This window comes from Ramlibacter sp. GS1-15 (assembly GCF_057785015.1).
In genome coordinates, this window is the sequence record NZ_JBYNTU010000001.1 from 2646697 (window position 1) to 2667546 (window position 20850).

22 protein-coding genes are annotated in these 20850 nt (G+C 66.3%); 14 read left to right on the forward strand and 8 right to left on the reverse strand.

The annotated features are described in order from the left end of the window. Nucleotides 1-68 precede the first annotated feature (68 nt). From AC3EF3_RS13215 to AC3EF3_RS13225, 3 genes are all read right to left on the reverse strand, one after another. On the reverse strand, nt 69-1262 hold the full coding sequence (locus AC3EF3_RS13215; RefSeq protein WP_488532612.1) for a phosphoglycerate dehydrogenase: 1194 nt from the start codon (nt 1260-1262) through the stop codon (nt 69-71). Continuing rightward, nucleotides 1255-2337, reverse strand: a complete 1083-nt coding sequence (gene serC, locus AC3EF3_RS13220) for a 3-phosphoserine/phosphohydroxythreonine transaminase (RefSeq protein ID WP_488532613.1) — start codon at nt 2335-2337, stop codon at nt 1255-1257. The genes AC3EF3_RS13215 and serC overlap by 8 nt, the downstream gene beginning before the upstream one ends. 75 nt (nt 2338-2412) lie before the next feature. Further along, nucleotides 2413-2817 carry a hypothetical protein gene (locus AC3EF3_RS13225; RefSeq protein ID WP_488532614.1) on the reverse strand — a complete coding sequence of 135 codons (405 nt, stop codon included), beginning with the start codon at nt 2815-2817 and terminating at the stop codon, nt 2413-2415. Nucleotides 2818-2924: 107 nt separating this feature from the next. On the opposite strand from AC3EF3_RS13225, the gene AC3EF3_RS13230 reads away from it, so the two are divergent. Both AC3EF3_RS13230 and AC3EF3_RS13235 read left to right on the forward strand, forming a co-directional pair. Then, on the forward strand, nt 2925-3746 hold the full coding sequence (locus AC3EF3_RS13230; RefSeq protein WP_488532615.1) for a helix-turn-helix domain-containing protein: 822 nt from the start codon (nt 2925-2927) through the stop codon (nt 3744-3746). Nucleotides 3747-3848: 102 nt separating this feature from the next. Further along, entirely contained in the window at nt 3849-4349 is a 501-nt protein-coding gene (locus tag AC3EF3_RS13235) for a pyridoxamine 5'-phosphate oxidase family protein (RefSeq protein WP_488532616.1), read from the forward strand. A 50-nt stretch (nt 4350-4399) separates the two neighbouring features. On the opposite strand, the gene acnB is transcribed toward AC3EF3_RS13235, so the two are convergent. Genes acnB through AC3EF3_RS13260 form a run of 5 tightly spaced genes read right to left on the reverse strand, consistent with a single transcriptional unit; the run spans nt 4400 to nt 10355 of the window. Then, entirely contained in the window at nt 4400-6985 is a 2586-nt protein-coding gene (acnB, locus tag AC3EF3_RS13240) for a bifunctional aconitate hydratase 2/2-methylisocitrate dehydratase (RefSeq protein ID WP_488532617.1), read from the reverse strand. A 38-nt stretch (nt 6986-7023) separates the two neighbouring features. Continuing rightward, nucleotides 7024-7569 carry a hypothetical protein gene (locus AC3EF3_RS13245; protein WP_488532618.1) on the reverse strand — a complete coding sequence of 182 codons (546 nt, stop codon included), beginning with the start codon at nt 7567-7569 and terminating at the stop codon, nt 7024-7026. After that, nucleotides 7566-8579: an HpcH/HpaI aldolase/citrate lyase family protein gene (locus tag AC3EF3_RS13250; protein WP_488532619.1), complete on the reverse strand. Its 1014-nt coding sequence runs from the start codon at nt 8577-8579 to the stop codon at nt 7566-7568. Before AC3EF3_RS13250 ends, AC3EF3_RS13245 begins: the two co-directional genes overlap by 4 nt. Next, a complete protein-coding gene (gene tam, locus AC3EF3_RS13255; protein ID WP_488532620.1) occupies nt 8576-9352 on the reverse strand; it encodes a trans-aconitate 2-methyltransferase in 777 nt (258 codons plus the stop codon). The genes AC3EF3_RS13250 and tam overlap by 4 nt, the downstream gene beginning before the upstream one ends. A 16-nt stretch (nt 9353-9368) precedes the next feature. Next, nucleotides 9369-10355 carry a malate dehydrogenase gene (locus AC3EF3_RS13260; protein WP_488532621.1) on the reverse strand — a complete coding sequence of 329 codons (987 nt, stop codon included), beginning with the start codon at nt 10353-10355 and terminating at the stop codon, nt 9369-9371. Between the two features lie 166 nt (nt 10356-10521). Here AC3EF3_RS13260 and AC3EF3_RS13265 point away from each other — a divergent pair, with 166 nt between their 5' ends. The 12 genes from AC3EF3_RS13265 to leuB all read left to right on the forward strand — a co-directional run bounded on the left by AC3EF3_RS13265 (nt 10522) and on the right by leuB (nt 20812). After that, the gene (locus tag AC3EF3_RS13265; RefSeq protein ID WP_488532622.1) at nt 10522-11286 is read left to right on the forward strand and encodes a GntR family transcriptional regulator; all 765 of its coding nucleotides are present in this window, start codon (nt 10522-10524) and stop codon (nt 11284-11286) included. 115 nt (nt 11287-11401) lie between these two features. Next, nucleotides 11402-11836: a succinate dehydrogenase, cytochrome b556 subunit gene (gene sdhC / locus AC3EF3_RS13270; RefSeq protein ID WP_488532623.1), complete on the forward strand. Its 435-nt coding sequence runs from the start codon at nt 11402-11404 to the stop codon at nt 11834-11836. A gap of 21 nt (nt 11837-11857) precedes the next feature. After that, on the forward strand, nt 11858-12223 hold the full coding sequence (gene sdhD / locus AC3EF3_RS13275) for a succinate dehydrogenase, hydrophobic membrane anchor protein (protein ID WP_488532624.1): 366 nt from the start codon (nt 11858-11860) through the stop codon (nt 12221-12223). A 4-nt stretch (nt 12224-12227) separates the two neighbouring features. Further along, nucleotides 12228-14036, forward strand: a complete 1809-nt coding sequence (gene sdhA, locus AC3EF3_RS13280; RefSeq protein WP_488532625.1) for a succinate dehydrogenase flavoprotein subunit — start codon at nt 12228-12230, stop codon at nt 14034-14036. 39 nt (nt 14037-14075) lie between these two features. Further along, a complete protein-coding gene (locus AC3EF3_RS13285; protein WP_488532626.1) occupies nt 14076-14780 on the forward strand; it encodes a succinate dehydrogenase iron-sulfur subunit in 705 nt (234 codons plus the stop codon). Continuing rightward, nucleotides 14777-15067, forward strand: coding sequence for an FAD assembly factor SdhE (locus tag AC3EF3_RS13290; RefSeq protein ID WP_488532627.1), 291 nt, complete (start codon nt 14777-14779; stop codon nt 15065-15067). Before AC3EF3_RS13285 ends, AC3EF3_RS13290 begins: the two co-directional genes overlap by 4 nt. Before the next feature lie 10 nt (nt 15068-15077). Next, a complete protein-coding gene (gltA, locus tag AC3EF3_RS13295; protein WP_488532628.1) occupies nt 15078-16388 on the forward strand; it encodes a citrate synthase in 1311 nt (436 codons plus the stop codon). Nucleotides 16389-16517: 129 nt separating this feature from the next. After that, nucleotides 16518-17465 carry a LysR family transcriptional regulator gene (locus AC3EF3_RS13300; protein ID WP_488532629.1) on the forward strand — a complete coding sequence of 316 codons (948 nt, stop codon included), beginning with the start codon at nt 16518-16520 and terminating at the stop codon, nt 17463-17465. Nucleotides 17466-17493: 28 nt separating this feature from the next. After that, entirely contained in the window at nt 17494-18915 is a 1422-nt protein-coding gene (gene leuC, locus AC3EF3_RS13305; protein ID WP_488532630.1) for a 3-isopropylmalate dehydratase large subunit, read from the forward strand. A 22-nt stretch (nt 18916-18937) separates the two neighbouring features. After that, nucleotides 18938-19063: an entericidin A/B family lipoprotein gene (locus AC3EF3_RS13310; protein WP_488532631.1), complete on the forward strand. Its 126-nt coding sequence runs from the start codon at nt 18938-18940 to the stop codon at nt 19061-19063. Beyond that, the gene (leuD, locus tag AC3EF3_RS13315; RefSeq protein ID WP_488532632.1) at nt 19060-19710 is read left to right on the forward strand and encodes a 3-isopropylmalate dehydratase small subunit; all 651 of its coding nucleotides are present in this window, start codon (nt 19060-19062) and stop codon (nt 19708-19710) included. Before AC3EF3_RS13310 ends, leuD begins: the two co-directional genes overlap by 4 nt. A gap of 10 nt (nt 19711-19720) precedes the next feature. After that, on the forward strand, nt 19721-20812 hold the full coding sequence (gene leuB, locus AC3EF3_RS13320) for a 3-isopropylmalate dehydrogenase (RefSeq protein WP_488532633.1): 1092 nt from the start codon (nt 19721-19723) through the stop codon (nt 20810-20812). The last annotated feature ends 38 nt before the right edge of the window (nt 20813-20850 follow it).

Here is a 20850-nt window from a genome sequence, read left to right on the forward strand (position 1 = left end):
TCGGTGTTATTGCTCTTGGAAGGCGATCATTTTGCCCCCGGAAAGCACCCTTGGTATGACGATGCCTTCTACTCGGGCAGGTAGCGCACCGCGAGCACGCCTTCGATTCCCTTGAGTTGTGCGATGACCGCGTCGCTGACGGCACTGTCCACATCCACCAGCGTGTACGCCATGTCGCCGCGCGACTTGTTGACCATGTTGTGGATGTTCAGGCCCGCCTGCGCCATCGTGGTCGAGATCTGCCCCAGCATGTTGGGCACGTTGGCGTTGGCGATCGCGACGCGGAATTTCGATTCGCGCGCCATGACCACCTGGGGAAAGTTGACGGCGTTGGCGATGTTGCCGTTCTCCAGGTAGTCGCGCAGCTGGTCGGCGACCATGATCGCGCAGTTCTCTTCCGCTTCGCGCGTCGATGCACCGAGATGAGGCAGCGCGATCACCTTGGGATGGGCGAGGATCGAGCCTCCGGGAAAATCGCAGACGTACCAGGAGAGCTGGCCCGCATCGAGCGCCGCGAGCACGGCCGCGTCGTTCACCACGCCTTCGCGCGAGAAATTGAGCAGCACCGCGCCGGGCTTCACGAGCGCCAGGTTCTTCGCGTTCACCAGGTCGCGGGTGGCCTCGACCAGCGGCACGTGCAGCGAGATGAAGCCGGCATTGCGCATCACCTCGGACACGCTGCCCGCCTTCTTCACCTGCGCGGGCAGGCTCCACGCCGCGTCGACGGTGATCTCGGGGTCATGCCCGAGCACGTTCATCCCGAGCCGGATCGCGGCGTCGGCCACGAGGCAGCCCACCTTGCCGAGGCCCACGATGCCGAGCGTCTGCCCGGCGAGCTCGAAGCCCGCGAAAGTCTTCTTGCCCTCTTCGACCACCTTGTCGAGGTCCTTGGACCGCGCATCGAGACCGCCGACGAAGCGCAGCGCCGGCGCCAGGTTGCGCGCGGCCATCAGCATGCCGGCCAGCACCAGTTCCTTCACGGCGTTGGCGTTGGCGCCGGGCGCATTGAACACCGGCACGCCGCGCGCGTTCATCGCCTTCACGGGGATGTTGTTGGTGCCCGCGCCCGCGCGCGCGATCGCCTTCACGCTGGCCGGGATCTCCATCGCGTGCATGTCCGCGGAGCGCACCAGCACGGCGTCGGGGTCGGCGAGGTCCTTGCCCACCACATACTGCCCGGCGGGCAAGCGCTTGAGGCCGTTCTCGGAGACCTGGTTCAGGACCAGCACACGGAACGGCCTCAAGCCTTGCCCTTCAGGCATGCTGGGCCTCGAAGTCCTTCATGTACGCGACCAGCGCCTTCACGCCTTCGATCGGCATCGCGTTATAGATCGAGGCGCGCATGCCACCCACCACTCGGTGGCCCTTGAGCTGGATCATGCCCCTGGCCTGCGCGCCTTTGAGGAACGCCTCGTCCAGCGCGTCATCCTTCAGCTTGAAGGGCACGTTCATCAGCGAGCGGTCTTCCTTCGCGACGGGGTTGCGGTAGAACTTGCTCTCGTCGAGGTAGTCGTAGAGGATCTTCGCCTTGGCCTGGTTGTGTTCCTCCATCGCCTTCAGGCCACCGTGCTGCTTGATGTACTTGAACACGAGGCCCGCGATGTAGATGGCGTAGGTCGGCGGCGTGTTGTACATCGAGTCCGCATCGGCCTGGATCTTGTAGTCGAAGGCCGAGGGGCACGCCGGCAGTGCGTGCCCGAGCAGGTCCTCGCGCACGATCACGAGTGTCACGCCCGAGGGCCCCATGTTCTTCTGGGCGCCGGCATAGATCAGGCCGTAGCGGCTCACGTCGATCGGACGCGACATGATGTCGGAGGACATGTCCGCCACCAGCGGCACGTTGCCGACATCGGGCAGCCAGTGGTACTGCACGCCGCCGATGGTCTCGTTCGAGCAGATGTGGACGTAGGAGGCTTGCGGATCGAGCTTCCAGTCGGAGCGCTTCGGGATCGCGGTGAACTTGCTCGCTTCGCCGGAGGCCGCGATGTTCACGGTGCCGTACTTCTGCGCTTCCTTGGCCGACTTCTTCGACCACTCGCCGGTCACGACGTAGTCCGCCTTGCCGTTCCTGCCGATCAGGTTGAGCGGCACGATCGCGTTCTCGCCGATGGCGCCACCCTGCATGAACAGCACCTTGTAGTTCTGTGGGATGCCCAGCAGTTCCCTCGCCAGCGCCTCGGCCTCGGCGTGGATTGCGATGAACTCCTTCCCGCGGTGGCTCATCTCCATGACTGACATGCCGCTGCCGTGCCAGTCGAGCATCTCGTCGGCGGCCTGGCGCAGCACGGCTTCCGGCAGGGTGGCAGGTCCGGGGCTGAAATTGAAGACGCGGGTCATCGGGGGCTTTCTCTCTGGTGTGCCTGTGGTTGTGGTTCGCCACAGCATACAAGAAAGCCCATCCCCGATGCGGCGTCAGGCCCAGCCCGGGGGCGTGCTGCGGCGCAGGCCCGTCCACTGCAATTCGGCCAGCACCACTACCGTCGCGGCCTGCGCGATCACCCAGGCCTGCCCGAGCAGGCTCGGCGCGGTGGGCCGCGCCACCAGTAGCGCTGTGCAGCCCGCCGCCCAGGCGAAGTTGCCGGCGACGAAGAGCCAGACGAAACCGCGCGGGATCGGCTGGCGGGTGGCGATCACGGCCGCAAGCGCCGCATACGCGAGCAGGAACCAGCCGGTCCCCTGCAGCAGGCCCGCGGGCAGTTGCGTCAGGTCCGCCAGCGGCTGCGCGAAAGCGACCTGCAGCGCTCCCGTAGCCAGGCAGGACGCGGCATCGGCCAACAGCACGTTGCGCAGGAAGCGGGGGGATTCGAACATCGACATCACAGCTCCTTTCGTTGAAAACGACGTGATGATTCGGCGCCGCGCGCTTTGGGTCGATTACGCGCGACGTAATGGCCCGCCCGCGCGGTCGCACTACCATCCGCGCCATGAACACCTCGCCTTCGATTGCCGTCCGCGCCGCGCCGCGCGCCTTCGGCGATTACCTGCGTGACTGGCGCCAGCGCCGACGCCTGTCGCAACTGGACCTGGCGCAGGAAGCCGAGATCTCCACGCGGCACCTGAGCTTCGTCGAGACGGGCCGCTCGCTTCCCAGCCGCGAGATGGTCCTGCGGCTGGCCGAGCGGCTCGACGTGCCCCTGCGCGAACGCAATGCGCTGCTGGTTGCGGCCGGCTACGCACCGATGTATCGCCAGCGCTCGCTCGACGACCCGGCTCTCGCCCCGGCACGGCGGGCCGTCGAACTGATCCTCAAGAGCCACGAGCCCTACCCTGCGCTGGCCGTCGATCGCCACTGGAACCTGGTCGCCGCCAACCGCACGCTGCCGCACCTGATGGAAGGCGCCGATGCCTCGCTGCTGCAGGCGCCGGTGAACGTGCTGCGCCTGTCGCTGCATCCCCAAGGGCTCGCGTCGAAGATCGCCAATCTCGTGCAGTGGCGCGCGCACATCTTCGAGCGCCTGCGCCAGCAGATCCACGCGACCGGCGACAGCGAGCTGGCAGCCTTGCTCGAGGAGCTGCGCGCCTATCCCGTCGCCGAAGGGAGCGACGAAAACATCGAGGGCGAGTTGCTGGGTGTGGCGATGCCCTTCCGCTTTCGCACGCCGGCAGGAACGCTCAACTTCATCAGCACGACCACGATCTTCGGCACGCCGATCGACGTGACGCTGCAGGAACTCGCGCTGGAAACCTTCTTCCCTGCGGACGAAGCGACGGCGCAGGCTCTGCGGCAGCTCGCGGCGGCGACCTGAACGCAGCCGCTGTCGGCCGGGTCGGACAAGGAAGCCCGCAGGCAGACGACGACCGGCCCGAGCTGTGCGGGCCAGTATGGTCTCCAACCGAAGGAGACCGCCATGGCCCTCTCACCCGACCCGCACAAGCGGCTGTGGGAACTGATCAAGCACATGCACTACGGGATGCTCACGCATCGCCACGCCGATGGCAGCCTGCACGCGCATCCCCTCACCACGCTCAACAAGTCGCTCGAGCCGGACATGATGCTGCACTTCTTCGTGTCGAAGAAGACCGAGCTGGGCAAGCGGCTGCGCGAGGACGGCAACGTGAACGTCGCATATGCCGACCCGCAGAAGGACACCTACGTCTCGATCACGGGCCGCGCGAGCATCAGCGAGGACCTGCACCAGAAGCAGCAGCTGTTCAACGCGCTGTCGCGCGCGTGGTTTCCGGGGGGTGCGCGCGACCCCGACCTTGAACTCGTGCAGGTGCGCATCGTGCACGCCGAGTACTGGGACATCAAGGAGAGCAAGACGGCGCAGCTGTACAAGCTGGCCAAGGCCGCGGTGACGGGCAGGCAGCCCGAGATCGGCGAGCATCGCGAACTGGAGATGCACTGAGGCAAAAAAAAAGCGGCCGGCCGGCCGCTTTTTCGTTCGGGACAGCAGCTTTACGCCGCCACCTTGTCCGCCACGTCCTTGAAGTCGGCCATCTGGTCGAAATTCATGTACTTGTAGATCTTGTCGCCGTTGGCGTTGATCACGCCGATGTCGGCCATGTATTCGTCCTTGGTCGGGATGCGACCAAGGCGCGAACAGATGGCGGCGAGTTCGGCCGAGCCGAGGTACACGTTGGTGTTCTTGCCCAGGCGGTTCGGGAAATTCCGCGTGGACGTGGACATCACCGTCGCGCCCTCGCGCACCTGCGCCTGGTTGCCCATGCACAGCGAGCAGCCGGGCATCTCCATGCGGGCACCGGCGACGCCGAGCACGCCGTAATGGCCTTCTTCCGTCAGCTGGTGGGCATCCATCTTCGTCGGCGGTGCAACCCACAGCTTCACCGGGATGTCGCGCTTGCCTTCCAGCAGCTTCGATGCCGCGCGGAAGTGGCCGATGTTGGTCATGCACGAGCCGATGAACACCTCGTCGATCTTCGCGCCCGCGACTTCGGACAGCGTCTTCACGTCGTCCGGGTCGTTCGGGCACGCGACGATCGGCTCGTGGACTTGGGCGAGATCGATCTCGATCACGGCGGCGTACTCGGCGTCCTTGTCCGCCTCGAGCAGCTGCGGGTTCTTCACCCAGGCTTCCTGCGCCGCGATGCGGCGGCCCAGCGTGCGGGCGTCGGCGTAGCCGTTGGCGATCATCCACTTCATCAGCGTGATGTTGCTGTTGACGTATTCGATGATCGGTTCCTTGTTCAGCTTCACCGTGCAACCGGCGGCGGAGCGCTCGGCGGACGCGTCGGAGAGCTCGAACGCCTGTTCGACCTTCAGGTCCGGCAGGCCTTCGATCTCGAGGATGCGGCCGGAGAAGATGTTCTTCTTGCCCTTCTTCTCGACCGTGAGCAGGCCCTGCTTGATCGCGTACAGCGGGATCGCGTTCACGAGGTCACGCAGCGTGACGCCGGGCTGCATCTTGCCCTTGAAGCGCACCAGCACCGATTCCGGCATGTCCAGCGGCATCACGCCGGTCGCCGCGGCAAAGGCGACGAGGCCCGAACCCGCCGGGAAGGAAATGCCGATCGGGAAGCGCGTGTGCGAGTCCCCGCCCGTGCCGACGGTGTCGGGCAGCAGCATGCGGTTCAGCCACGAGTGGATCACGCCGTCGCCCGGGCGCAGCGAGACGCCGCCGCGCGTGGAGATGAAGTCGGGCAGCTCATGGTGCATCTTCACGTCCACCGGCTTGGGGTACGCCGCCGTGTGGCAGAACGACTGCATCACCAGGTCGGCCGAGAAGCCCAGGCACGCGAGGTCCTTCAGCTCGTCGCGCGTCATCGGGCCCGTCGTGTCCTGCGAACCGACGGACGTCATCTTGGGCTCGCAGTACGTGCCGGGACGGATGCCCTGACCTTCCGGCAGGCCGCAGGCGCGGCCGACCATCTTCTGCGCAAGCGTGAAGCCCTTGCCGGTGTCCTTCGGCGCCTGTGGCAGGCGGAACAGCGTGGAAGGCGGCAGCCCGAGCGCCTCGCGCGCCTTGGCCGTCAGGCCCCGGCCGATGATCAGCGGGATGCGGCCGCCGGCGCGCACTTCGTCGAACAGCACGTCGCTCTTGACCTTGAACTCGGCGATCACTTCGCCGTTCTTCAGCGCCTTGCCTTCGTAGGGACGCAGTTCGATGACGTCGCCCATCTCCATCCTGCTCACGTCGAGCTCGACCGGCAGCGCGCCCGCGTCTTCCATCGTGTTGTAGAAGATCGGCGCGATCTTGGAGCCCAGGCACACGCCGCCGAAGCGCTTGTTCGGCACGAACGGGATGTCCTCGCCGGTCCACCACAGCACGCTGTTGGTGGCCGACTTGCGCGACGAGCCGGTGCCGACCACGTCGCCGACGTAGGCGACGGGGTGCCCCTTGGCCTTGAGCTGCTCGATGAACTTGACCGGGCCGCGCTTGCCCTCTTCCTCGGGCGTGATGCCGGGACGCGGGTTCTTCAGCATCGCCAGCGCGTGCAGCGGGATGTCGGGGCGGCTCCACGCGTCGGGCGCGGGCGAGAGGTCGTCGGTGTTGGTCTCGCCGGTCACCTTGAACACGGTGACCTCGAGCGACTTCGGCAGCTCGGGACGCGAGGTGAACCACTCGGCGTCGGCCCAGCTTTGCAACACGGCCTTCGCGTTGGCATTGCCCTTGGCCGCCTTCTCCTGCACGTCGTGGAACTGGTCGAACATCAGCAGCGTCTTCTTCAGGCCCTCCGCCGCGACCGCGCCGACTTCCTTGTCATCCAGCAGGTCGATCAGCGGGCTGATGTTGTAGCCCCCGAGCATGGTGCCCAGCAGTTGCGTGGCCTTCTCGCGGCTGATGACCGGGCATTTCTCGCCGCCGTGCGCGACGGCGGCGAGGTAGCTCGCCTTCACCTTCGCGGCATCGTCCACGCCCGCGGGCACGCGATGCGTGATCAGGTCGACCAGGACGTCGGCCTCACCCGCCGGCGGCTTCTTCAGCAGCTCGATCAGTTCGGCGGTCTGCCTGGCCGACAGCGGCAGCGGCGGGATGCCCAGGGCCGCGCGTTCGGCGACGTGTTCGCGATAGGCTTGCAACATGGTTCTTTCTCCGTTCGGGGTTCTTGGATTCGCGGCGATCAGCTGCCCGGCTGCTTGGTCGCGCCGTCGGCAGGCGCCGCGTCGAGGATGCTCGGCATCGGGTTCGCCTTGAGCTTCTCGGCATAGGTGATCTGCTCGGGGCTCTGGCACTCGTCGGCCAGGCGCTGCCCGAGCTTCTGGCTCATGAGCATCGACTTGTTGCCCAATTGCAGCCACATGGCACCGCGCTTGGCGTCTTCGAGGCGGATCGCACCGGTGCGGCTTTCGACCGGGTGCATGGCGAAGCGGTAGTTCTTCGTGCTGACCATGAAGAAGCCTTCGCGCTTGAGCGGCTTGATCGTGACCTTCGCGCCGAGCTCGCACGGGATGTCGCCGACATACACGCGCTTCGCGGTCTCGATGTCGGTGTCGGTCAGCTTGATGTTCGGGTCGGTGTCGATCGGGGTGACTTCCTCGACGGCCTTCTGCGCCGAGCGGGCCAGCTTCTTGTTCATGCCGGGCGCGGGCTTGCCGGGCGCGGGGCTCTGGGCGAGTGCGAGCGCCGGCGTGAGCGCGATCGCGACGGAAATGACAAGGCTCCTCATGTTGATCTCCTGTTTGTGCTTGCACTCTGGGCGGCGAACCAGCCCAGTACGTCTTGCGGGAGCTGCCTTCCGGTCCGGTGCGCCCTCTCCAGCACCTGCCAGTAGTAACGGTAGCTTGCCCTGTCCTCCAGTTTCCCCGCATGGCTGATCGGCGCCCAGTCGGCGGCTTGCGCGTCGACGAGGATCCGTGCTGCGGTGTCGATCTCCTTCGCCTCGGGGGCGAAGGCCTCCAGGATCGGCCGGATCTGGTCCGGGTGGATGCTCCACATGCGTGTATAGCCGAATTCGCGCGCGGCCCGGCGCGCCGCGCGGCCCAGCGCCTGCGAATCCTTGAATTCCGTCACGACGCCGTGCGACGGCACCTTGCCATGGGCATGGCAAGCGGAAGATATTTCCAGCTTCGCGCGCACCACGAGCGGGTGCGTGAACTGGCCTTCGATGCCCATGCCTTCGGACGGAATCGCGCCACCATGAGCGGAGACGAAATCCATCAGGCCGAAACTGAGCGACTGCACGCGCGGATGCGCCGCGATGTCGAAGGCGCGATGCACGGCGGCGGCCGATTCGATCAATGCGTGCACCGGCAATCCGCTGGCGCCGACCGCATCCATCGCCTGGACGGCGCACTCGATATCCTCCACGCGCTCGACCTTCGGCAGCATGATGTGCGCGAGCTTGCCGCCGGCCTGGCCGGCGACGATCGCGACGTCCTGCCCGAACGCGGGGTGATCGACCGGATGCACCCGCACCGCGACGCGCGCCTTGTCACTTGCGGCCAGCGCGAGCTCGACGACCAGGGCCGCATGTTCCGCTTCGGCACCGACCGGTGCGCCGTCCTCGCAATCGAGCGTCACGTCGAAGACGCAGGCGCCGAACTCCTCGATCATCTCGGCCTGCAACTGCAGGCTCTTGCGCATGCGCGCCTCGACGCCACTGTAGTGATCGCACACCGGCAACGCGATGGCACCCGCCTGCGCACCCAGCAGCGCTTCCCGCGGATGCACGCTCATGACTTCTTCTGCGCCACGAAGAACAGGCGCGGGAAGGCGAGCAGCAATTTCCCGTCGGCACGCACGGCGTAGTCGCGTGCGATGCACTGCTCGTACTGCGCGACGAAGCTCGCGCGAAGGTCGGACGGCAGCGGATCGACGAAGGGCCGCAGGCCCGTGCTGCTCAGCCACTCGACGATGGCCGCGGGCGAGGCCATCGGGTGCTGGTAGACGGTGTGCCAGACGTCGACCTGCGCCGCATCCTTCACCAGCAGGTCGTAGTAGCCGCCCACCGGCAGAATCGCCTCACGCACCTTGGCCGCGTCGCCGATCACGCCGGCCCACGGCGCCTGTGCGGCCACCTCGCGCATCGCGCGGTGCGACGGCTCCTGCAGGTTGTCCGGCATTTGCACGGCAAGCACGCCGCCCGGGGCTAGCAGCGAGAAGAGGCGCGGGATCAGCGAGCGATGGTCCGACAGCCACTGCAGCGTGGCGTTGGAGTAGATCAGGTCCGGCGCCTGCGCGGGCTTCCAGCTGGCGATGTCGCCCAGCTCGAACTCGACACCCGGCAGGCGCTTGCTCGCGCTCTCGACCATCGCCGGGGAGTTGTCGACGCCAACCACGCGCGCGCCTTCGAAGCGTTGCACGAGCAGCTCGGTCGAGTTGCCCGGGCCGCAGCCGAGGTCATAGACGAGGCGTGCCGCCTCCAGCGGCACGCGCGCCAGGAGCTCCCGGGCCGGACGCGTCCGCTCGTCCTCGAAGCGGCGGTACAGCGCGGGGTTCCAGTCGGCCATCGTTCTCGTCAGGGATTTACAGCAGGTGAGCCACGCCCTGCTGTTCTTCCTGCAGTTCCTTCAGCGTGACGTTGATGCGCTCCTGCGAGAACGCGTCGATCGGCAGGCCTTCGACCAGCTTGTATTCGCCCTTGTCGGTGGTGACCGGGAAGCCGAAGATGATGTCCTTCGGGATGCCGTACTGGCCGTCCGACGCGATGCCCATCGTGACCCACTTGCCGTTGGAGCCCAGCGCCCAGTCGCGCATATGGTCGATGGCCGCGTTGGCAGCCGATGCCGCCGACGACAGGCCGCGCGCCTCGATGATCGCGGCGCCGCGCTTGCCCACGGTAGGCAGGAACACGTCGCGGTTCCACGCGTCGTCGTTGATCATGTCCTTGACGGACTTGCCGTCGATCGTCGCGAAGCGGTAGTCGGCGTACATCGTGGGCGAGTGGTTGCCCCATACCGTGAGCTTCTCGATCGAGGCCACCGGCTTGCCGGTCTTGGCGGCGATCTGCGACAGCGCGCGGTTGTGGTCCAGGCGCAGCATGGCGGTGAAGTTCTTGCGCGGCAGCGAGGGCGCGCTCTTCATGGCGATGTAGGCGTTGGTGTTCGCGGGGTTGCCGACCACCAGCACCTTCACGTTGCGCGAGGCCACCTTGTCGAGCGCCTTGCCCTGGGCCGTGAAGATCTGCGCGTTGGCCGACAGCAGGTCCTTGCGCTCCATGCCGGGGCCGCGCGGGCGGGCGCCCACGAGCAGCGCGTAATCGGTGTCCTTGAACGCGGTCATCGGGTCGCTGTGCGCTTCCATGCCGACGAGCAGCGGGAAGGCGCAGTCTTCCAGCTCCATCATCACGCCCTTGAGCGCCTTCTGGGCCTTCTCGTCCGGGATCTCGAGCAGCTGGAGGATGACGGGCTGGTCCTTGCCGAGCATTTCGCCCGAGGCGATGCGGAACAGCAGGGCGTAACCGATTTGGCCTGCGGCGCCGGTGACGGCAACGCGGACGGGCTTCTTGCTCATGGGGTTCTCCGAATGGAAGTTGCTGGATTCGCTCGGCGTCGCGAGGGCGCCGGATGCGCGCTCGGGAGCGCTGCGGCAGGCGCGGAGTTTACCCGCGAAAACCCTGAAACGTCAATTTGTCTTGTATCTTATATAAGATATCATTGCCTCGATTGCAAGGACCTTCATGGCCACTTCGACGCTCCCCGCCGACGACCCGACGGCCACGCCCGCCTTCAGCCCGCTGTACCAGCAGATCAAGGGCCTGATCCTGCAAAGCCTGCAGTCCGGCGAGTGGAAGCCCGGCGAGTCCATCCCCAGCGAGATGGACCTGGCGGCGCGCTATCGCGTGAGCCAGGGCACGGTGCGCAAGGCCATCGACGAGCTCGCGGCCGAGAACCTGGTGGTGCGCCGCCAGGGCAAGGGGACCTTCGTCGCCACGCACGCCGAGCACCATGTGCAGTACCGGTTCCTGCGGCTGATGCCCGACGAGGGCGACCTGGACAGCGAAGGCCCGGCCCATCGCAACATCCTCGAGTGCAAGCGCGTGCGCGCGTCCGCCGAGATCGCGCGGCTGCTCGCGCTGCGCACCGGCGACACCGTCGTGCAGGCGCGGCGCGTCCTCGCCTTCGGCGACGTGCCCACCATCCTCGAGGACCTGTGGCTGCCCGGCGCCGCGTTCAAGGGAATCACCGCCGAACAGATGGCGCAGTACCCGGGCCCGACCTACGCGATGTTCGAAGTGGAGTTCGGCGTGCGCATGGTCCGCGCCGAGGAAAAGATCCGGGCGGTCGCCGCCGACGCCCAGGCTGCGATGCTATTGAAAGTGGAGCAAGGCTCGCCCCTTCTCAGCGTCGAGCGCCTGGCCTTCACCTACAACGACGCGCCCATGGAACTGCGGCGCGGCCTCTATCGCACGGACACCCACCACTACCGCAACGAACTGAGTTGAACTGTCCGCTTCGCGTCAGGCACGGCGCGAATAATTGCCGAGCAGCGTATCGGTTTGTTGCGATGCCATAAAATTTTGGATTGGCCCGATTCGCCGCATAAATGAAAGCGCCCTCATGACCGAGCTTGCCAAGAAGCGCCCCGAGTTCCGAAACATCAACGCCTTCACCGACCTGACCACCTACCGCCTGCCCGCCGCGGGCTGGGTCTCGATCCTGCATCGCATCAGCGGCGTGCTGATGTTCGTCCTGATGCCCTTCATCATCTGGATGTTCGACACCTCGGTCTCCTCCGAGATTTCCTTCGCCAAGTTCCGCAGCGCCTTCGCCAACGGCATCGGGTTCGCGCCGGGCTGGTTCCTCAAGCTCGTCGCGCTCGCTCTCGTCTGGGCCTACCTGCAGCACTTCATCGCCGGCCTGCGCCACCTGTGGATGGACGTGAGCCACAAGGCGGTGACCAAGGAAATCGGCGCCAAGTCCGCGCAGTTCACCCTCATCGCGAGCCTGCTGCTCACGGTGATCCTCGGCGCGAAGCTGTTCGGCCTGTACTGATCGAAGACGGAGACAAGAAACATGGCAGTGAACTACGGCTCCCGGCGCACGGTCGTCGGCGCCCACTACGGCACCCGCGACTGGCTCGCGCAACGCGTCACGGCGGCGCTGATGGCGATCTTCACGCTCGTCGTGCTCGCCCGCTTCCTCCTCACCAGCGGCCCCATCGGCTACGACAAGTGGGCCGGCCTCTTCGCCGGCCAGGGCATGAAGATGCTCACCTTCGCCACGATCGTCGGCCTGCTCTATCACGTGTGGGTCGGCATGCGCGACGTGCTGATGGACTACATCAAGCCCGTGGGCGTGCGACTCGTGCTGCAGTTCTTCGTGATCGTCTACCTCGTGGGCTGTGCCGGCTGGGCCGTGCAGGTGCTCTGGCGGGTCTAACAACATGACATACACCTCCTCCAACATCGCCCGCCGCAAGTTCGACGTCGTCATCGTGGGGGCCGGCGGCTCCGGGATGCGCGCGTCGCTGCAGCTCGCGCGCGCCGGCCTCAACGTCGCCGTCCTGTCCAAGGTCTTCCCGACGCGTTCGCACACGGTCGCCGCGCAAGGCGGCATCGGCGCCTCGCTCGGCAACATGTCCGAGGACAACTGGCACTACCACTTCTACGACACGGTCAAGGGCTCCGACTGGCTCGGCGACCAGGACGCGATCGAGTTCATGTGCCGCGAAGCGCCGAACGTCGTGTACGACCTCGAGCACATGGGCATGCCGTTCGACCGCAATCCCGACGGCACCATCTACCAGCGTCCCTTCGGCGGCCACACCGCGAACTACGGCGAGAAGCCCGTGCAGCGCGCCTGCGCCGCCGCGGACCGCACCGGCCACGCGATGCTGCACACGCTGTACCAGCAGAACGTCAAGGCCAAGACCAGCTTCTTCGTCGAGTGGATGGCGCTCGACCTGATCCGCGACGCGGAAGGCGACGTGGTCGGCGTGACGGCGCTGGAGATGGAGACGGGCGACCTGTACATCCTCGAAGCCAAGACCGTGCTGCTGGCCACCGGCGGCGCGGGCCGCATCTTCGCGGCTTCGACCAATGCCTTCATCAACACCGGCGACGGCCTGGGCATGGCGGCGCGCGCGGGCATCCCGCTCGAAGACATGGAGTTCTGGCAGTTCCACCCGACCGGCGTGGCCGGTGCGGGCGTGCTGCTCACCGAAGGCTGCCGCGGCGAAGGCGCGATATTGCGCAATTCCAATGGCGAGCGCTTCATGGAGCGTTACGCGCCCACGCTGAAGGATCTCGCGCCGCGCGACTTCGTTTCACGCTGCATGGACCAGGAAATCAAGGAAGGCCGGGGCTGCGGGCCGAACAAGGATTACATCAACCTCGACATGACCCACCTCGGCGCCGAGACGGTGCACAAGCGCCTGCCGTCGGTGTACGAGATCGGGATCAACTTCGCCAACGTCGACGTGACCAAGGAGCCGATCCCGGTCGTGCCCACCATCCACTACCAGATGGGCGGCGTCCCGACGAACATCCACGGCCAGGTCGTGACGCAGCGCGGCGGCGACGACAACGCCGTGATCAACGGCCTGTACGCGGTGGGCGAATGCTCGTGCGTCAGCGTGCACGGCGCCAACCGCCTGGGCACGAACTCGCTGCTGGACCTGCTGGTGTTCGGCCGCGCGGCGGGCAACCACATCGTCGATTTCGCGAGCCGCACCAAGTCGCACAAGGCGATCCCCGCGGATGCCGCCGAGCGCACGCTGGAGCGCCTCAATCGGCTCGAGAGCGCGTCCGGCGGCGAGTACGCGCAGGACGTCGCCAACGACATCCGCGCCACGATGCAGAAGCACGCCGGCGTGTTTCGCACGCAGGCCAGCATGGACGAAGGCGTGCGCAGGATCGCGCAGATCCGCGAGCGGGTCGGCGCCATTGCCCTCAAGGACAAGTCGCGCGTGTTCAACACGGCGCGCGTCGAGGCGCTGGAGGTAGAGAACCTCATCGAGTGCGCGCAGGCCACGATGACCTCGGCTGCCGCCCGCAAGGAATGCCGCGGCGCGCACACCGTCAACGATTACGAGCGGCCGGCCGACGATCCGGTCGCCCCGCTCGGCCGCGACGACGCGAACTGGCTCAAGCACACGCTGTGGTACAGCCAGGGCAGCCGCCTCGCCTACAAGCCCGTGAAGCTCAAGCCGCTCACCGTCGAGTCCGTGCCGCCCAAGATCCGTACGTTCTAGTACGTACCTCGCCAGCGACTAAATTAGAAACATCCGATCATGCAAAAGCGCACTTTCCAGATCTACCGTTACGACCCCGAGAAGGACGCCAAGCCGTACATGCAGACGGTGGAGATCGAGCTCGAGGGCAACGAGCGCATGCTGCTGGACGCCCTGATGAAGCTCAAGGCGAAGGACCCGTCGATTTCGTTCCGCCGCTCCTGCCGCGAAGGCGTGTGCGGCTCGGACGCGATGAACATCAACGGCAAGAACGGCCTGGCGTGCCTGACCAACATGCTCACGCTGAAGGACCCGATCGTGCTGAAGCCCCTGCCGGGCCTGCCCGTCGTGCGCGACCTGATCGTCGACATGACGGACTTCTTCAAGCAATACCACTCGATCAAGCCCTACCTCATCAACGACAACATCCCGCCCGAGAAGGAGCGCCTGCAGTCGCCCGAAGAGCGCGAGGAGCTCAACGGCCTGTACGAGTGCATCCTGTGCGCGAGCTGCTCGACCAGCTGCCCGAGCTTCTGGTGGAACCCCGACAAGTTCGTCGGCCCGGCCGGCCTGCTGCAGGCCTACCGCTTCATCGCCGACAGCCGCGACGAAGCGACGAACGAGCGCCTGGACAACCTCGAGGACCCGTATCGCCTCTTCCGTTGCCACACCATCATGAACTGCGTGGACGTGTGCCCGAAGGGACTGAACCCGACGATGGCGATCGGCAAGATCAAGGAACTGATGGTGCGGCGGGCCGTGTGAATGACCACGAACCGATCGGCGAAAGGGAACTGAGCAAGCTCAGGTGGCGATGCCGCCGTGGATTGCTGGAAAATGACCTGTTCGTCGAGCGGTTCTTCGAGCGCCATGGCGCGAGCCTCACGGTGGGGCAGGCGCGGGCGCTGGCCGAATTGATGGAGCTGGCCGACAACGACCTGCTGGACCTCCTGCTGGCACGCAAGGAGCCCGGGGGCGGGCTGGACAGGACCGACATCAGACAAATGCTGGGGATGCTGAGAACATCGCCGCGAACCGGGCAATCTCGTTAGGAAACACGTCATGAAACTCGCCGACACCAAAGCCACCCTGTCGTTCTCCAGCGGCAGCCCCAGCGTCGAGCTGCCCGTCTATTCCGGCAGCATCGGCCCGGATGTGATCGACATCCGCAAGCTCTACGCGCAGACCGGGATGTTCACCTACGACCCGGGCTTTCTCTCCACGGCCGCCTGCCAGTCCGCCATCACCTACATCGATGGCGACAAGGGCGAGCTGCTGTACCGCGGCTACCCCATCGAGCAGCTCGCGACGCAGTGCGACTTCCTCGAGACCTGCTACCTGCTGCTGTACGGCGAGCTGCCGAACGCCGAGCAGAAGCAGAAGTTCACGCGCACCGTGACCATGCACACGATGGTCAACGAGCAGATGCAGTTCTTCCTGCGCGGGTTCCGGCGCGACGCGCACCCGATGGCCGTCATGACGGGCCTGGTCGGCGCGCTCTCGGCCTTCTATCACGACAGCACGGACATCAACAATCCCGAGCACCGCGAGATCGCGGCGATCCGCCTGATCGCCAAGATGCCGACGCTGGTGGCGATGGCCTACAAGTACAGCGCCGGCCAGCCGTACATGTACCCGAAGAACGACCTGAGCTACACGTCGAACTTCATGCGCATGATGTTCGCGACGCCGTGCGAGGAATACCAGCCCAACGACGTGCTGGTGCGCGCGATGGACCGGATCTTCATCCTGCACGCGGACCACGAGCAGAACGCGTCCACCTCCACGGTGCGCCTGTGCGGCTCGTCGGGCACCAACCCGTTCGCGGCGATCGCCGCGGGTGTCGCCTGCCTGTGGGGCCCGGCGCACGGCGGGGCCAACGAGGCCGCGCTGAACATGCTCGAGGACATCCAGAAAATGGGTGGCGTTGCGAAGATCGGCGAGTTCGTCGCGAAGGTGAAGGACAAGAACAGCGGCATCAAGCTGATGGGCTTCGGCCACCGCGTGTACAAGAACTACGACCCCCGTGCCAAGCTGATGCGCGAAACCTGCCATGAGGTGCTGAACGAGCTGGGCCTGCACGACGATCCGCTGTTCAAGCTCGCGATGGCGCTGGAAAAGGTCGCGCTGGAGGACGAATACTTCGTCTCGCGCAAGCTCTACCCGAACGTCGATTTCTATTCGGGCATCGTGCAGCGCGCCATCGGCATCCCGGTGTCGCTGTTCACGGCCATCTTCGCGCTGGCCCGCACCGTCGGCTGGATCGCGCAGCTCAACGAGATGATCAGCGACCCCGAGTACAAGATCGGCCGCCCGCGCCAGCTGTACACGGGTTCGCCCAAGCGCGACGTGAAGCCCATCGTCCAGCGCTGATCTTCACGCCCACCCCGGCAGGAAGCCCGCTTCGGCGGGCTTTTCCGTTTCCGAACGCGGCCATCGCAAACCGCGATGACCGGCAGCCGTCTTTAGAGGGAAAATGGCGATCTTCCATCGTCAGCCACGATGCCATCTTCCGACCGCTCCTTCGTCCGCAAGGTCGACCTCACCTCGCTGCAGCTCTTCGTGGCGGTGTGCGAGCTCGGCTCGATCGGCAAGGCGGCCGAGCGCGAGTTCATCGCCGCATCGGCAGTGAGCAAGCGCCTGTCGGACCTGGAAGCCGCACTCGAGACACCGCTGCTCTATCGCCACACGCGCGGCGTGAACCTCACGCCGGCCGGCCAGACGCTGCTGCATCACGCCCGCTCGGTACTGTTCGGCCTGGAGAAGATGCAGGCGGAGCTCTCCGAATACGCCGACGGCGTGCGCGGCCACGTGCGCATGCACGCCAACATCTCGGCGATCGTGCAGTTCCTGCCCGAGGACCTGGGCACGTTCGCGCGCGAACACCCGCAGGTGAAGATCGACCTGCAGGAGCATTTGTCGAGCGAAGTCGCGCGCGCGGTGCATGAAGGCGCCGCCGACCTGGGCGTGTGCAACACGCAGGGCCTGGCGCTGGGCGCCACGCTGGCGCAGCGGCCGTACCGCCGTGACGAGCTCGTGCTGGTCGCGCCGCGCCGGCATCCGCTCGCCCAAGAGAGGGAGCTGGCGTTCGACGACACGCTCGCCTTCGACCACGTCGGCCTGCACTCGAACAGCTCGATCTACGTGGCGATGCGCGAAGCGGCTGCCGCGGCGGGCCGCACGGTGCGCCTGCGCATCCAGGTCACGGGCCTGGATGCGATGTGCCGCATGATCCACAACGGCCTGGGTGTCGGCGTCATGCCGCGCCGCGCGTTCGAGCTGATGCGCGGCGTCGGCGACCTCGCCTGCGTGCGCCTGACCGACGACTGGGCAGTGCGCGAGATCAACCTGGTCGCGCGCGATTTCGACGCGTTGCCGCTCACTGCACGCACGCTGGTCGAACACCTGCAGGCACGCGCCGGGGCAACCGAGCCGCTCGAGACTGCTTGAATAGAATCCACACTGGAAAGACGTGAGCATGGGACGAACCCTCTACGACAAGATCTGGGACGAGCACGTGGTCCGCACCGAGGACGACGGCACAGCCATCCTGTACATCGATCGCCATCTGGTGCACGAGGTGACGAGCCCGCAGGCATTCGAAGGCCTGCGCGAGGCCGGCCGCAAGGTCTGGCGCATCAGCTCGATCGTCGCGACCGCCGACCACAACACGCCGACCACCGGCTGGGAGCGCGGCTACGAAGGAATCGACGACCCGGTGAGCAAGGAGCAGGTCACCACGCTGGACAAGAACATCGCGGAGTTCGGCGCCGCCGCGTACTTCCCGTTCCTGTCCAGGCGCCAGGGCATCGTGCACGTGATCGGCCCGGAAGAAGGCGCGACCTTGCCCGGCATGACGGTGGTCTGCGGCGATTCGCACACGTCCACGCATGGCGCGTTCGGCGCGCTCGCGCACGGCATCGGCACGAGCGAGGTCGAGCACGTGATGGCCACGCAGACGCTGCTCGCCAAGAAGGCGAAGAACATGCTGGTGAAGGTGGAGGGTCCGCTTGCCCGCGGCGTCACGGCGAAGGACGTCGTGCTCGCCATCATCGGCCGCATCGGCACGGCCGGCGGCACCGGCTACACCATCGAGTTCGGCGGCTCCACGATCCGCTCGCTCACGATGGAAGGCCGCATGACGGTGTGCAACATGGCGATCGAGGCCGGCGCGCGCGCGGGCCTCGTGGCCGTGGACGACAAGACGATCGACTACCTCAAGGGCCGCCCGCTGGCGCCGACCGGCGTCGAGTGGGACCAGGCGGTCGCGTACTGGAAGACGCTGCACACCGATCCTGACGCGAAATTCGATACCGTGGTGGAACTCGACGCGACGAAGATCCTGCCGCAGGTCACCTGGGGCACGTCGCCCGAGATGGTGATGGGCATCGACGGGCGCGTGCCCGATCCCGAGCGCGAGAAGGATGCGACCCGGCGCGGCGGCATCGAACGCGCGCTCACCTACATGGGCCTGCCCCCGGGCAAGCCGATGTCGGACATCTTCGTGGACAAGGTGTTCATCGGCTCGTGCACCAACAGCCGCATCGAGGACCTGCGCGAGGCCGCCGCCGTGGTCCGCAAGCTGGGACAGAAAGTCGCGAAGAACGTCAAGCTCGCGATGGTCGTGCCCGGCTCCGGCGTGGTGAAGGACCAGGCCGAGCGCGAGGGCCTGCACGAGATCTTCAAGGCCGCCGGCTTCGAGTGGCGCGAGCCCGGCTGCTCGATGTGCCTGGCGATGAACGCCGACCGCCTCGAGCCCGGCGAGCGCTGCGCCTCCACCAGCAACCGCAATTTCGAAGGCCGCCAGGGTGCCGGCGGCCGCACCCACCTGGTCAGCCCGGCCATGGCCGCCGCCGCGGCGGTGCATGGCCACTTCGTCGACGTCCGTCAGTTCGCCTGACGCAACTCTTTAGGAGAGCCGCATGAAATCGATCCTCGCCCTGCTTGCCACTGCCATCATCCTCGCGGGGTGCAACACCATGAGGGGCTTCGGCCAGGACGTGCAGAAGGTCGGCGACAAGATCGAAGGCGCGGCATCGAAGAAATGAAGCAATTCACCGTGCACAAGGGGCTTGCCGCCCCCATGGATCGCGAGAACGTCGATACGGACGCGATCATCCCCAAGCAGTTCCTCAAGTCGATCCGCAAGACCGGCTTCGGCCCCAACCTCTTCGACGAGTGGCGCTACCTCGACCCGGGCTGGGTCGGCAAGCCGCAGGAAGAGCGCAAGCCCAATCCGGACTTCGTGCTGAACCAGCCGCGCTACCAGGGCGCCTCGATCCTGCTCGCGCGCAAGAACTTCGGCTGCGGCTCCTCGCGCGAGCATGCGCCCTGGGCTCTGGACCAATACGGCTTCCGCGCGATCATCGCGCCGAGCTACGCCGACATCTTCTTCAACAACTGCTTCAAGAACGGCCTGCTGCCGATCGTGCTGCCCGAGGCGCAGGTGTCGCGCCTGTTCGACGAGGTGAACGCGTTTCCGGGCTACGAGCTCACGGTCGATCTCGAGCGCCAGGTTGTCGCCACCCCGCAGGGCGACACGATGCCCTTCGACGTGCAGCCCTTCCGCAAGCACTGCCTGTTGAACGGCCTCGACGATATCGGCCTCACGCTGCGCCACAAGGATGAAATTCAGGCGTTCGAGGCCCGGCGCCTTGCCACCAAGCCCTGGCTCGCGCACACGCTCCAGCACTGAAAGCGAATTCATGAAGATTGCAGTCATGCCGGGCGACGGCATCGGCACCGAAATCGTGGCGGAAGCCGTCAAGGTGCTCGATGTCCTCGACCTGAAGTTCGAAATGGAAACGGCACCGGTCGGCGGCGCCGCTTATGAGGCGCACGGGCATCCGCTGCCCGAATCCACGCTCAAGCTCGCGAAGGAAGCCGACGCCATCCTGTTCGGCGCGGTGGGCGACTGGAAATACGACAGGCTCGAGCGGCAGTTCCGCCCCGAGCAGGCGATCCTGGGCCTGCGCAAGAACCTGGGCCTGTTCGCGAACTTCCGCCCGGCGATCTGCCACGAGCAACTGGTGGACGCCTCGAGCCTCAAGCCCGAACTGATCGCCGGTCTGGACATCCTGATCATTCGCGAGCTGACGGGCGACATCTATTTCGGCCAGCCGCGCGGCCGCCGCACGGCGGTGGACGGCCACTTCCCCGGCGCGGAGGAGGCCTTCGACACGATGCGCTACACGCGCCCCGAGATCGAGCGCATCGCGCACGTCGCTTTCCAGGCCGCGCGCAAGCGCAGCAAGCGCGTGACGAGCGTCGACAAAGCCAACGTGCTGGAGACTTTCCAGCTGTGGAAAGACGTGGTCACCGAGGTCGGCAGGCAGTACCCCGACGTGGAACTGGACCACATGTACGTCGACAACGCGGCCATGCAATTGGTGCGCGCGCCCAAGAAGTTCGACGTGGTGGTGACCGGCAACATGTTCGGCGACATCCTGTCGGACGAAGCGGCGATGCTCACCGGATCGATCGGCATGCTTCCCTCGGCGAGCCTGAATGCGTCGAACCGGGGCCTGTACGAGCCGAGCCACGGCAGCGCGCCGGACATCGCGGGCAAGGGGATCGCCAATCCTTTGGCTACAATACTGTCCGCAGCCATGATGCTCCGTTTCTCCCTCAACCAGCCCGAAGCCGCCGACCGCATCGAGTCCGCGGTCAAGTCGGTGCTCGCCCAGGGATTGCGCACGGCGGACATCTGGTCCGAAGGCACCACCAAGGTCGGCACCCGGCAAATGGGCGATGCCGTCGTGGCCGCCATCACCAAAAAGACGATTACCAAGAGCTAGCAAGCTCCGGTTCGTCGTGCGCCCTCCCCGGCCCCAGA

Bases quoted from the DNA above. Each gene is read 5' to 3' on its own strand.
- AC3EF3_RS13230 (WP_488532615.1), top strand. From the start codon at position 2,925: ATGAACACCTCGCCTTCGATTGCCGTCCGCGCCGCGCCGCGCGCCTTC.
- leuD (WP_488532632.1), top strand. From the start codon at position 19,060: ATGAAGCAATTCACCGTGCACAAGGGGCTTGCCGCCCCCATGGATCGC.
- sdhD (WP_488532624.1), top strand. From the start codon at position 11,858: ATGGCAGTGAACTACGGCTCCCGGCGCACGGTCGTCGGCGCCCACTAC.
- leuB (WP_488532633.1), top strand. From the start codon at position 19,721: ATGAAGATTGCAGTCATGCCGGGCGACGGCATCGGCACCGAAATCGTG.
- AC3EF3_RS13285 (WP_488532626.1), top strand. From the start codon at position 14,076: ATGCAAAAGCGCACTTTCCAGATCTACCGTTACGACCCCGAGAAGGAC.
- leuC (WP_488532630.1), top strand. From the start codon at position 17,494: ATGGGACGAACCCTCTACGACAAGATCTGGGACGAGCACGTGGTCCGC.
- acnB (WP_488532617.1), bottom strand. From the start codon at position 6,985: ATGTTGCAAGCCTATCGCGAACACGTCGCCGAACGCGCGGCCCTGGGC.
- AC3EF3_RS13215 (WP_488532612.1), bottom strand. From the start codon at position 1,262: ATGCCTGAAGGGCAAGGCTTGAGGCCGTTCCGTGTGCTGGTCCTGAAC.
- AC3EF3_RS13300 (WP_488532629.1), top strand. From the start codon at position 16,518: ATGCCATCTTCCGACCGCTCCTTCGTCCGCAAGGTCGACCTCACCTCG.
- AC3EF3_RS13250 (WP_488532619.1), bottom strand. From the start codon at position 8,579: ATGAGCGTGCATCCGCGGGAAGCGCTGCTGGGTGCGCAGGCGGGTGCC.
- AC3EF3_RS13260 (WP_488532621.1), bottom strand. From the start codon at position 10,355: ATGAGCAAGAAGCCCGTCCGCGTTGCCGTCACCGGCGCCGCAGGCCAA.
- serC (WP_488532613.1), bottom strand. From the start codon at position 2,337: ATGACCCGCGTCTTCAATTTCAGCCCCGGACCTGCCACCCTGCCGGAA.
- sdhA (WP_488532625.1), top strand. From the start codon at position 12,228: ATGACATACACCTCCTCCAACATCGCCCGCCGCAAGTTCGACGTCGTC.
- sdhC (WP_488532623.1), top strand. From the start codon at position 11,402: ATGACCGAGCTTGCCAAGAAGCGCCCCGAGTTCCGAAACATCAACGCC.
- AC3EF3_RS13265 (WP_488532622.1), top strand. From the start codon at position 10,522: ATGGCCACTTCGACGCTCCCCGCCGACGACCCGACGGCCACGCCCGCC.
- AC3EF3_RS13245 (WP_488532618.1), bottom strand. From the start codon at position 7,569: ATGAGGAGCCTTGTCATTTCCGTCGCGATCGCGCTCACGCCGGCGCTC.
- tam (WP_488532620.1), bottom strand. From the start codon at position 9,352: ATGGCCGACTGGAACCCCGCGCTGTACCGCCGCTTCGAGGACGAGCGG.
- AC3EF3_RS13310 (WP_488532631.1), top strand. From the start codon at position 18,938: ATGAAATCGATCCTCGCCCTGCTTGCCACTGCCATCATCCTCGCGGGG.
- AC3EF3_RS13235 (WP_488532616.1), top strand. From the start codon at position 3,849: ATGGCCCTCTCACCCGACCCGCACAAGCGGCTGTGGGAACTGATCAAG.
- AC3EF3_RS13225 (WP_488532614.1), bottom strand. From the start codon at position 2,817: ATGTCGATGTTCGAATCCCCCCGCTTCCTGCGCAACGTGCTGTTGGCC.
- gltA (WP_488532628.1), top strand. From the start codon at position 15,078: ATGAAACTCGCCGACACCAAAGCCACCCTGTCGTTCTCCAGCGGCAGC.